Below are 11,108 nucleotides of genomic sequence, written 5' to 3'. Positions count from 1 at the left end.
CGGGGGGGGAGGCCGAGGAGCCCCACCACACCCCGCGCCCCCGCACCGGGTGGGCCCCCGGGCCGGTGTCCGGCGGGCCCCCCCCGGGGGGGGGGGGGCCGGCCGCCCCCCCCGCGGCAGTGTTGTCGGTGGTACCGGGTCGGTGGTACCGGGTCGGTGGCGCCGGTTCGCCCGGGACGGCGCCCGGATCCCGTCCCCCGGACGGATCCGGGCCCGCTCCCCCGTGGGGGGTTCGGCGGGGAGGCACGCGCCGTGCCGCGCCCGTCGGGGCGCCGGCGGCTTCCGGGCCGGCCCGGAGGGGGCGGGCGCCCGACCGCGGGACGCCCCTAGTCGACCAGGCGGAGAACGCCGTAGTTGAAGCCCTTGCGGCGGTAGACGACGCTCGGCGCGTCCTTGACCTCGTCGTGGAAGAGGTAGAAGTCGTGGCCGACGAGTTCCATCTCCATCAGGGCCTGGTCGATGCTCATGGGCTTGGCCCGGTGGAACTTCTCACGGACGACGATGGGAGCCTCGCCCTGGGTGTCGAGCTCGACGAACTCGTCGGTGAACTTGCCGTCCAACGCGGCGCCGTCGATCTCCTCCTCTCCGCTCCGCTGGGCCGGGGGCGCCTGGGTCGCGGTCGCTGTGGCTGAGGGCAGGTCCCCGGGGAGGCCGGCGGTGGCGGCCGCGACGGAGACGGGAGTGTGGTTCCCGCGGTGGACCTTGCGGCGGTCCGCGGACTTGCGAAGACGGGCCTCGATCTTGTCGATCGCGAGGTCGAGGGCTCCGTACCGGTCGGAGGCCGCTGCCTCGCTCCGGATGACCGGGCCGTTGGAGTGGATGGTCAGCTCAACCCTCTCGCAGACGTCGGCGAGCTTGGGGTTGCGCTCCTGGGACACCTCCACGTCGACGGTCATCCCCTTGCGCTCCCACTTGGAGAGCCTGTCGAGCTTGTTCTCGACGTGCTGTCGGAACTTGTCACTCACACCGGTGCGTCGACCCTTGACGATGATGTCCATAGGACCCCCTTCATCGCGTGACCGCCGTGAAGGCGACGGCCAGGCTGGCTCTGCATCCCTTCCGCCGTCGGGGGGCGGAGGGGTGTCGCGCGTCAACCCCCTTCCGCTGGTGACCCGATCCTGAACGGATCGCGTCTCGCTTGGAAGTGCGTATACCCATCAGGGGCACGGTCCTCACACGCCACAGGAACCCGATTGGTCGGGCCTCTTGGGGCAAGGAAAAGGACTTTTGCCGCGTTCGCGACAAGTCGCCCACGACTCGGCCGCCGACGCCCCGATGGCCCGTGTCGCAGGGGGATGCGCCGGACGCCGAGCGGTGCGGGGGCGGAGCGCGGGGCGGCCACCCCTGAGAGGTGGGACGGTGCCCCCGGGAGCCCGCCGGTGAAGGCGAACTCCCGGAGTATGGCATGCCACCCGTCCGGCCGACCTGGTCTTCGTCCCCACATCCGCCTGCTGAGAGTGTCGCCGCTCTTAGACGCGACTACTGCTCTTCTCCCTGTCATGAGGGACATCTGGACCCTCCGCGGGGCAGGGCTTACCTCTAAGGCGCACCGTGATCGGTCGACGAAAAGTCGCCTTACGTGGGCCGTTTCGCCTGCGCCTGGCATCGGCTTGCCGAAGGGGCGTCCTGGGGTTCCCCAGGACTCCTGATCTCCGGCGCAACCACGGACCCGGACGGGTGCCATACCGTGACCGTAACCTGTCCTGGCGAGGATGTCAGGTAGCGGCCGGTCTCCCCACCCGCTGACAACTACCGCAAAGCCTTGCATACGTGGACTTTTCACCTGTTCATGAGGGTTTGTAAAACCTTCTTGCCTCCTCGGCCCGAATCTCCTCGCCGTGCACGGTGAGGCGTTCGGCGAGGACCACCGCGCCCGCCACCCGGATCCCCGCGGCCCGCAGGGCACGGGTCGCCTCGGCCGCCGTCGCGCCCGTGGTGAGGACGTCGTCCACGACGACCGCCGCTCCCCCGGCCCGCCCCCGGGAGGGGGGCACGGCGACCAGGGTCCCCTCGCGGTTGGCGAGCCTCTCGGCCCGTCCCAGGCCGGCCTGGCGCCTCGGCCTGCCCCGGTAGCGCAGGAGCGGCAGGACGGTCCCCGCCGCCGGACCGCCCGCGCGGGCCAGGCAGGCGAGCGCCAGCCGGGTGACGGGGGCGTGCGGGTCGCGCGGCGGCCCGCGGCCCGGCACGGGCACGAGGAGCGTGTCCGGGCCCGCCAGCCCCGACGCCTCGTAGGCGGACGCCAGGCGTCCGCCCAGGACCGGGGCCAGGGAGTCGGCCCGGCCCTCCTTGTAGGCGAGCAGCACCCGGCGGTGGTGTCCGGCGTAGGGGCCCGCCGCCCACGCGGGCGGGCACCCCGGCCTCGGCGCGCAGCGGTGGGGCCGGCGTTGCAGCAGGGTGAGGCAGTCCGCGCACAGGGGCCCCGAGGGGCCCGAGCACCCGGCGCAGAGTTGGGGAAGGACCAGGTCGAGCAGGGCCGAGAACGCTTCGCGCACCGCGCCGACCAGGGGAGTCGTGTGGTTCACCCCTTCAGGATCCGGCCCGGCCGGGGCCGGCGCCAGTCCCTTCCCGAACCTGTGGACAGGGCCCGGGAGACGGCCGCGCCGGGGCGGCGCACGAACCGCAGGAGCACGGAACGCCCCCAGGCCGGGCAGGGGTCACGGCCGCGAACCGGACACGGGCCGGAGGAGCGCGGACCCCCGAACCGCACACGCGTCGGGACGGCGCACGGACCGCAAGGCGGCCCCAAGACTCCCGGCGGGCCACGGACACGGACCGCAGGAGCACGGAACGCCCCAGAACCGGGCACGGATCACGGCCGAACCGGACACGGACCGCAGGAGCGCGGGACGCCCCCAGGCCGGAAGGCCCCGGGGGCACCCGGCGCGGGAGGGCTCCACGGGCCCGGCCCCGGGTCACCCCGGGAAGGTGGGCGCTCCGCCCTCCACCACGTTCTGCCAGTTCAGGGGATCGTTGGAGATCCAGATGTTGCCGTCGTCGGAACCGGCGACCAGGGGCTGCCCGGGGGCTCCGGAGATGGTCATCATGCTCGCGACCGGGGTCCCGGCGCTGGCGGGCGGGGTCCCGCCGTCCAGGGAGACCAGGAACGCCTGGGCGGTGCCGCCGTCCCGGCCGCCCAGGACCACCAGCTGGTCGGAGCTGCGCCAGGCGACGTCGGTGAGGTCCTGCAGCTCCCTGGCGAGGGTGACGAACGACCCCAGCACGACCTGCCCGTCGGCGTCCTCCACGACCCGGCCCACCTGCAGCGCGCGCTCGCCGTCCTCCTCCGTGACCAGCGCGGCCCGGGTGCCGTCGCGGGAGATCTGGAAGTGCACCACGGAGGTGTCGCGCAGCCCGGACACGTCCACGCGCACCACCTCCTCGCCGCCGCGCAGGAGCCACAGCGCGGTCGTCCCCGGGGCGGGGGGCGGCCCCTCCTCGACCGGGTCCTCGGTGTCGGCCTCCTCCTCGGCCGTCTCCTCCGCGTCCGGGTCGCGCTCCGCCGATCCGGCGTCCTCGGTCTCCTCGACCACCCACAGGTTGCCGTTGACGTCCCAGGACAGCTCCGTGAAGACCCCGTCCGAGAGGACCTCCTCGATCTGCGCCCCCGGGCTGGTGAAGCTCGTCACGACCTCGCCCGAGCCCTGGGTGATCCCCGCGACGGTGCTCTCGTCGACGGACACCGCGAACCGCTCCAGGAGGCTGTCGCCGGCCCCCAGGGGGCCCGGGACCCGCTCGACCTCCTCGAAGACGCCCTCGTCCCAGTCCTCGGCGGACCAGAGCTGCCCCTCGTGCGTGTAGTAGGCGCGGACGCCGCCCGAGATCGCACCGGGGTTCACCCGGGACCAGTGGTCGCTGCCGGGGCGCGGCCGGTCCGCGCTCTCGCCGTCGGAGCCCGGGAAGTCCACCTCCGAGCCGTTCACCTTGAGGGTGAACTCCTGGATCTCCGGCAGCTGGCGGAGCGTCCAGGCGATCTGCGCCCCCATGGCGAACTCGTCGACCTCCCCGGAGACGCCCACGTCGATGACCGCGTGTTCGGCGTCGACCTCCAGGGAGGGCGCGGCCCCCCGGGGGAAGGCGGACTCCACCGCGGGGTCCAGCCACTCGCTGGGGCCGCCGATGAGCTTGCGGAGCAGGCGTTCCGGCAGCTGCTCGTTGCTCACCGGCAGGTAGACCGGGTCCGGGACCAGAGCGCTCCGCGCGGGGTTGAAGAAGTACAGGTTGAAGGGCCGGTGCGTGCGCTCCACGTCGAGCTGGCTGAGGATCAGCTCGTCCGGCAGGCTCCGGATGCGCCAGTCGCCGTCGGGGTCGCCGTTCTCGCGCGCGAGCAGGAACGGCTCGTCGAGCAGGCGCCCGCTGTCGCTGGAGACGTACTTGCCGCTCTCGTCGATCGTGGCGACGAGGGAGCTGCGCATCCGCACGGTCGCGGTGAGCCCGTCGGCGCTGATCTCGGCGTCGAGGTCGACGGTGTCGAGGTCGGCGAAGACCTTGACCGTGCCGTCGGGCGACCAGGTCTCCCCCGTCTCGGGCAGCATGTAGCTGCGCGCCGCCTTGTGCTCCTCCTCGAAGCTGCCCATGTCCTTGAGGAAGCCGCTGACGAGACCCTCCGGATCGACCCCGGGCTGCGGGCCGGCGGGCAGCAGCCGCACGTAGCCGCCGTAGGGGTCGCCAGCGGAGTCGCCCCCGGCGCCCGGGACGACGGGGCCCGTCGTCGGGACGGAGGCGCAGGCCGCCATGGCCGCGCAGACCACCGCGGCCGCCAGCGAGGCGCGCACGGCGCGGGCGATCCGGCCCGGTCCTGTCATGACCCGTCCTCCCCACCCTCGCGCGGGTCGCGTTCGGAGCGTACGGCCGTGTCGTCGGCGGCGCCGGACTGCGCGCCCTCCCGGTCGCCCCGGCCCGGGGTCCGCTCGGGGCGGGCGTGGCCGTTGGCCGCGGGCTTGGGCCCCACCGCGCCGTCCTTGTCCCCGAACGCGGCGAAGGTGCGGCCGAGCGCGATCTCGGGCGGTACCAGGGGCAGGGGGGAGCCGCGCAGCTCGCTGCCGGAGCGGCGGGGCAGGGACAGCCGGAACTGGGACCCCTGGCCGGGCAGGCCCCACGCCTGGAGCCAGCCGCCGTGCAGGACGGCGTCCTCCTTGGCGATGGACAGGCCGAGGCCCGTGCCCCCGGTGGTGCGCACGCGGGCGGGGTCGGCGCGCCAGAAGCGGTCGAAGCACAGGTGCTCCTCCCCCTCCTTGAGCCCCACCCCGTAGTCGCGCACCGCCACGGCGACCGCGTCGCGGTCCCCGGCGGCGGTGACCACCACGTCCCGGCCCTCGCTGTGCTCGATGGCGTTGACGACGAGGTTGCGCAGGATGCGGTTGATCCGCCGTGTGTCGAACTCGGCCAGGCAGGGCTCGGCGGGAAGGCGCAGCACCACCTTGATGCCCCGGCGCTCGGCGATCTGCTCGGCGTCGCCCACGGCCTTCATGACGGCGTCGCGGACGTCCGCCGACTCGATGCCCAGCGTGGCGGCGCCCGCGTCGTGGCGGCTGATCTCCAGCAGGTCGGCGAGGAGCTCCTCGAAGCGCTCGACCTGGCTCTGCAGCAGCTCGACGGAGCGGCGCATGCTGGGGTCGAGCTCGTCACGGTCGTCGAAGAGCAGGTCGCCGGCCATCTTGATGGTGGTCAGCGGGGTGCGCAGCTCGTGGGAGACGTCGGAGACGAACTGGCGCTGGAGCTTGGACAGCTCCTCCAGCTCCTTGATCTTCTCCTCCAGGTTGCCCGCCATGTCGTTGAAGGACACGGCCAGCCTGGCCAGGTCGTCCTCGCCCTGCACGGTCATGCGCTCGGTGAGGTCGCCGGCGGCCAGCCGCTCCGCGGACTGGGCGGCCGAGCGGACCGGGCTCACCACCTGCCGGGTGATGACGAACGCGATCAGCCCGAGGAGTATGACCAGCAGCACCGCGACCAGCGCGACCGTGTTCTGGACGAGGTCGAGGATCTCCTGCTCGTGCTGGAGCGGGAACAGGTAGTACAGCTCGTAGGCGTGCGTGAGCTGGGCGCCCACGACCAGCGCGGGCTCCTCCTCGCCCTGCTCGGTGGTGACCCGCGTGTACGTGTGGTACTGCTGGTCGTTCGTCTCGGACTGGCGGACCTGCTCGATCAGGCGCGGCGGGACGCTGCCCTCGCCGGTCGCCCACCCGAGCTCGTCGCTCACCGAGGGCAGGATGACCACGCTGTAGAGACCGGTGTCGCCGCTGCGGCTGGTGAGCTCGCTGGCGAGGTTGTACAGGAGCCGGTCGCGGTCGCCCCCGTCGTTCTCCTGGAGCTCGGCGAGGGCGTAGTTGAGCCCGGCCCGGTGGTCGGTGACCGCGGTGGCGATCTTGGCGTCGAGCAGCCCGCCGCGCACCTGGGAGATCATCGCGTACCCGAGCCCCACCATGACCAGCAGGGACAGCACCAGCGTGGTGGAGATGACCCGCAGGTGGAGCGAGCGGCGCCAGTTGGTGTGCACGCCGCGCACCAGGGCGCGGGCGGCCCGCTGGGCGAACAGGTAGGTGCGGGTCAGGCCGGTCTCGCCGTCGCGCCACCGCCCCCCGGGCCCGGGCAGCCCGGAGGGCGGGACGGACCGTTGCCCCTCGGAGTCGGCCCCCCGCTCCTCCTCGGGTGTACCTGCGGTCATGTGCGGCCCTGCGGTATCAGGCGGTTCCGGCCTTGTAGCCGACACCGCGGACGGTCACGACGACCTCGGGGTGCTCGGGGTCCTTCTCGATCTTGGCGCGCAGGCGCTGGACGTGGACGTTGACCAGGCGGGTGTCCGCGGCGTGGCGGTAGCCCCACACCTGCTCCAGCAGGACCTCGCGGGTGAAGACCTGGCGCGGCTTGCGGGCCAGGGCGACCAGGAGGTCGAACTCCAGGGGGGTGAGGCTGATCTGCTCGCCGTCGCGGCGCACGGCGTGCCCGGCGACGTCGATGGTGATGTCACCGATCTGGAGGACCTCGGGAGCGGGCTCCTCGGTGCGGCGCAGCCGCACCCGGACCCTGGCCACCAGCTCCTTGGGCTTGAACGGCTTGACGATGTAGTCGTCGGCCCCCGACTCCAGGCCCAGGACGACGTCGATGGTGTCGCTCTTGGCGGTGAGCATGACGATGGGCACGCCCGACTCCGCGCGGATCTGGCGGCACACGTCGATCCCGTCGGCCCCGGGCAGCATCAGGTCGAGGAGGACCAGGTCGGGCTTGGTTTCGCGAAAGGCCTCCAGGGCCTTGTCCCCGTCATGCACGAACGAGGGCTCGAATCCCTCACCCCGCAGCACGATGCCCAGCATCTCGGCGAGGGCGAGGTCATCGTCGACAACCAGTACACGTCCCTTCATGTGTGTGTCCGGCGCCGGGCGTCAGCACCGCCTCGCGGGCGGATTTCGCGGCGCCTACTCCTCTCTCTGGAACACTCAAGCGGCGTAAACGGTCGGTGCGCCCTTGCTCCCCGACGCAAGGAACTGCTTTGTCCCCCCAACCTTGCCACCTTCGGGCGGGGTTGGGAGAGTGGTCGATGCATTTCGCTCCGTGCGGACCGATTTCGACCACCGGCGGCGTCGGCCCTGGCTGCGCAGGTCCGAAAACCTTCGAGACTTGGCCTGTTGGTAACAGAAAGCATACAAAAGGAATGAAGTGCGTCGGTTGTTGCTGGACGCACGCCAGGCCCGCCGGGCACCGGTGGAACCGGCCGGTAGGTTGGATTCCAACACGGGAGAAATCGCGCGGATCCGCTCGCGCAGCGTAACCGAACACCACGGAGGGCGGAGCACATGACCCAGGAGGACGACCACCGGGACACGTCGGGAAGCAGCCCCGGCGCCCCTGGCGATGGCGGTTCCTCCGGGGGTGCACCTTCGGAGCCGGGCGGGTGGGCCGCTCCCGGGAGCGCGCCGTCCGCGCCCGAGCCCCCCGCGGGCGGGCCGGCGGCCCCGTCCGGCCCGCAGGAGCGGCCCGGCTTCGCGGCGCCGGAGCAGGGCGTGCCGGGCTTCGCCGCGCCGGGTTCGGGCGGGCCCGTCCACGGGGACGCGCCGCCGCAGGACCCGTACGGGGCGCCCGGCGCCGGACCCCGGGGGCACGGGCAGCACCCCGGGTACGGGCCGCAGCCGGGGTACGGTCAGCCCCCCGGACACGGGCCGCAGGGCTACGGACCGCAGCCCGGGTACGGACAGCAGCCCGGATACGGCGCGCCCCTCCCCCCCGGGGTCCCCCGCGCGCCCAAGCCCGGTGTCGTCCCGCTCCGCCCCCTGACCCTCGGCGACGTCTTCAACGGCGCGTTCAGCCTCATCCGGAGCAACCCGAGGACCACGGTCGGCCTCTCCCTGGTCGTCATGGCCATCGCCGCCGTGCTGACCTCGCTGGCCTCGGCCTGGTACCTGGACGACTACACGACCTGGATGGACGAGGTCCTCGTCGACCCGGCCGCCGTCGACCCGAACGCCCCGCTGTTCCCCGGCTCCCCGCTGACCTTCGTCCTGATGTTCGCGGGCGAGCTCATCGTCTACCTCGGCGGATTCGTCCTCCTGGGCCTGCTCGCCGCCGCCATCGGCATGGCCGTGCTCGGGCACCGCCTCACGCCCCGCCAGGCGTGGGAGGCCGCCCGCGGCCGGATCGGGGCCATCATCGGCCTCGCGCTCGTCAAGCTGGCCATCCAGTTCGTCATGTGGACCGCCTTCGTGGTGGCGGCGTCCCTCGCGTTCGTGCTCGGCGTCATCGTGGGCATCGAGGGGGGACCGGGCGCCGGCATCGTCGTCGGCCTCCTGGTGTTCCTGCTGGCCACCGCCGTCGTCGTGGCGCCGAGCACGTGGATCTGGGTCCGGCTCTACTACGCCATGCCGATGATCGTGCTCGAACGCCTCGGCCCCGGACAGGCCATGGCCCGCTCCTGGCGCCTGTCCCAGGGGCAGTGGTGGCGCACGTGCGGCTACTGGCTGCTGACGCTGGTGATCGTCCTCCTCGTCGGCTCGATCCTCAACATGCCGTTCGGCATCGCCGCCGGGATGTTCACCTTCATCGACGCGACCGCGACCTGGACCGTCGTCGCCTCCGCCGCCCTCACCTACGTGGGCACGGTGCTGGTCTACGCGGTCACCCAGCCCTTCTCGGCCGGCGTCACCACACTGCTCTACGTCGACCTGCGCATGCGCCGCGAGGGCCTCGACCTGAGGCTGCACGAGGCGGCCCGGGCCGGCTACGAGGCCGGACCGGAGATCTACCTGCCGGAGCCGCGGACGTGAGCCTCCACCTCTCGGCCGCCGGCGAGGTCAGCCGGGACGAGGGCCGCAGGCGCGCCGTCGAGGAGCTGAGCGACCCCCTGTACGGGGAGCAGGAGCCGGGCCTCCTCGACCGCTTCCTCGACTGGCTCGGCGGCCTCATCGACGGGCTCGCCGAGGCGGGCTCCGGGGTCTTCGGGGGCTGGGTGGTCCTCGCCCCGCTCCTGCTGGTCGTCGCCGCCCTGGCGGTCTGGCTGATCGTCTGGCTGCGGCCCTCGCGGAGCCGCGCCGCCGGACCGCCCGTGCACGAGGGCGCGGTCCTGTCCGCGACCGACCACCGGGCCGCCTCCGACCGCCACGAGGCCGCGGGCGAGTACGCCGCCGCCGTCGCCGAGCGCCTGCGCGCCATCAGCGTCGACCTGGAGGACCGGGTGATCGTCGCGCCGCGCGCGGGGCGCACGGCCACGGAACTGGCCGCCGAGGCCTCCGTGCTGCTGCCCGGTGAGACGGACGGACTGCGCGAGGGCGCCCGGATCTTCAACGACGTGGCGTACGGCGACCGCTCCGCGACCGCCGACTCGGCGCGGACCATGCGCGAACTGGATACGCGGCTCAGGGCCGCCCGCCCCGCCGAGGAGGCGCGAGGATGACGGCCACAGCCCCCGCCGCGCCGCCCCGGGACGGCGGTCGGGACGCCCCGCGCGCGCTCCGCCTGTGGCGTTCGGCGCGCGCGCCCGTCGCCGTGGTCACCGCCCTCGTCGTCGTCTCGGTGCTGCTCTCCCTGGGAACCGAGCGGTTCCCCACCGGCTACCTGGAACCCGGCTCCGTGTCCCCCGACGGCACACGCGCCCTGGTCGAGGTCCTGGGCGAGGACCGCGACGTCGACGTCGTCCGCTCCTCGTCCGCCGCGGTCGAGGCCCTCGGGCGGGCCGGCGGCGACGCCGTGCTCGTGGTGTTCCTCGACCACCGGCTGCTGCCCTCCGAACTGGAGGAGCTGGCCGCCCTCGACACGGACACCGTCCTGGTGCAGCCCTCCGTGGCCTCCCTCGCGGCGTTCGCGCCCGGGGTCGAGGTGACCGGGCGGGAGGTGCCCGACAACATCCTGGAGTACGGCTTCTCCCCCGAGTGCGGCCTCCCCGCCGCGGAGGCCGCGGGGAACGCCACCGTCGGCGGCGAGCTCTACTCGGCTCCGGCGGGGGCCGACGCCACCGGGTGCTACCCGGGCGGGAGCGGCGACGCCCTCCTCCGCGTGGAGGACGGCGGGACGGCCACCACCGTCCTCGGCACGGGGACCCCCCTGACCAACACCGCCCTCGACACCGGGGGCAACGCCGCGCTCGCGATGAACCTCATGGCCGCGGAGAACGTGGTGTGGCTCCGTCCCGACCCGCCGCGGCAGGAGGGCAGCGCCACCCTGTGGGAGCTCGTGCCGCCGGGCCTGCGCTGGTCCCTGGCCCCCCTGGTCGCCACCCTGCTGCTCCTCGCCCTGTGGCGGGGCCGCCGAATGGGCGCCCTGGTCCCCGAGGCCCTCCCCGTCGTCGTGCGCGCCTCGGAGACCACGGAGGGGCGCGCCGGGCTGTACCAGGCGCGCAAGGCGCGGGACAGGGCCGCGTACGCCCTGCGTTCGGGCTTCCTGGAGCGCACGGTGCCCAAGCTCGGCCTCAGCGCGGAAACGCCGCCGGAGGCGGTCGTGGAGACCGTCGCCGCCAGGACCGGGGACGACCCCGCCCACCTGCGCGCCCTCCTCCACCCGGACGGCCACGACCCCTACGCGGCCGACGACGACGCGCTCGTCCGGCTCGCCGACGAACTCGACGAGCGCGCCCGGAGGCTGAGGTGACCCCCGCGGCGCCCCGCCGGGCGCCCGCCCCCCGCCACGAC

Annotated in this window: 8 protein-coding genes; 3 read left to right on the top strand and 5 right to left on the bottom strand. The window is 73.7% G+C overall.

The annotated features are described in order from the left end of the window. Window positions 1–326: 326 nt before the first annotated feature. From hpf to mtrA, 5 genes are all read right to left on the bottom strand, one after another. Window positions 327–998, bottom strand: a complete 672-nt coding sequence (gene hpf, locus ACIRPH_RS14710) for a ribosome hibernation-promoting factor, HPF/YfiA family (RefSeq protein WP_402914109.1) — start codon at window positions 996–998, stop codon at window positions 327–329. Window positions 999–1,787: 789 nt separating this feature from the next. After that, window positions 1,788–2,522, bottom strand: coding sequence for a ComF family protein (locus ACIRPH_RS14705; protein WP_402914106.1), 735 nt, complete (start codon window positions 2,520–2,522; stop codon window positions 1,788–1,790). 390 nt (window positions 2,523–2,912) lie between these two features. Beyond that, window positions 2,913–4,802, bottom strand: a complete 1,890-nt coding sequence (locus ACIRPH_RS14700; protein ID WP_402914103.1) for an LpqB family beta-propeller domain-containing protein — start codon at window positions 4,800–4,802, stop codon at window positions 2,913–2,915. After that, window positions 4,799–6,661, bottom strand: coding sequence for an MtrAB system histidine kinase MtrB (gene mtrB / locus ACIRPH_RS14695; protein ID WP_402914101.1), 1,863 nt, complete (start codon window positions 6,659–6,661; stop codon window positions 4,799–4,801). The genes ACIRPH_RS14700 and mtrB overlap by 4 nt, the downstream gene beginning before the upstream one ends. 16 nt (window positions 6,662–6,677) lie before the next feature. Further along, entirely contained in the window at window positions 6,678–7,355 is a 678-nt protein-coding gene (gene mtrA, locus ACIRPH_RS14690) for an MtrAB system response regulator MtrA (protein ID WP_017570965.1), read from the bottom strand. A gap of 639 nt (window positions 7,356–7,994) precedes the next feature. Here mtrA and ACIRPH_RS14685 point away from each other — a divergent pair. Genes ACIRPH_RS14685 through ACIRPH_RS14675 form a run of 3 tightly spaced genes read left to right on the top strand, consistent with a single transcriptional unit; the run spans window position 7,995 to window position 11,067 of the window. Then, on the top strand, window positions 7,995–9,251 hold the full coding sequence (locus ACIRPH_RS14685) for a glycerophosphoryl diester phosphodiesterase membrane domain-containing protein (protein ID WP_402914097.1): 1,257 nt from the start codon (window positions 7,995–7,997) through the stop codon (window positions 9,249–9,251). Further along, a complete protein-coding gene (locus ACIRPH_RS14680) occupies window positions 9,248–9,877 on the top strand; it encodes a DUF4129 domain-containing protein (RefSeq protein WP_402914095.1) in 630 nt (209 codons plus the stop codon). The genes ACIRPH_RS14685 and ACIRPH_RS14680 overlap by 4 nt, the downstream gene beginning before the upstream one ends. Next, entirely contained in the window at window positions 9,874–11,067 is a 1,194-nt protein-coding gene (locus tag ACIRPH_RS14675; protein ID WP_402914092.1) for a DUF4350 domain-containing protein, read from the top strand. Before ACIRPH_RS14680 ends, ACIRPH_RS14675 begins: the two co-directional genes overlap by 4 nt. Window positions 11,068–11,108: the final 41 nt, after the last annotated feature.

The sequence above is a fragment of the Nocardiopsis sp. NPDC101807 genome, from assembly GCF_044766605.1.
In the GTDB taxonomy this organism is placed as follows: domain Bacteria; phylum Actinomycetota; class Actinomycetes; order Streptosporangiales; family Streptosporangiaceae; genus Nocardiopsis; species Nocardiopsis tropica.
This window is presented reverse-complemented; position numbering and strand designations above follow the sequence as displayed.

Excerpts from the sequence above, each read along its gene's own strand:
- mtrA (WP_017570965.1), bottom strand. The coding sequence starts at position 7,355 with ATGAAGGGACGTGTACTGGTTGTCGACGATGACCTCGCCCTCGCCGAG.
- ACIRPH_RS14675 (WP_402914092.1), top strand. The coding sequence starts at position 9,874 with ATGACGGCCACAGCCCCCGCCGCGCCGCCCCGGGACGGCGGTCGGGAC.
- mtrB (WP_402914101.1), bottom strand. The coding sequence starts at position 6,661 with ATGACCGCAGGTACACCCGAGGAGGAGCGGGGGGCCGACTCCGAGGGG.
- ACIRPH_RS14700 (WP_402914103.1), bottom strand. The coding sequence starts at position 4,802 with ATGACAGGACCGGGCCGGATCGCCCGCGCCGTGCGCGCCTCGCTGGCG.
- hpf (WP_402914109.1), bottom strand. The coding sequence starts at position 998 with ATGGACATCATCGTCAAGGGTCGACGCACCGGTGTGAGTGACAAGTTC.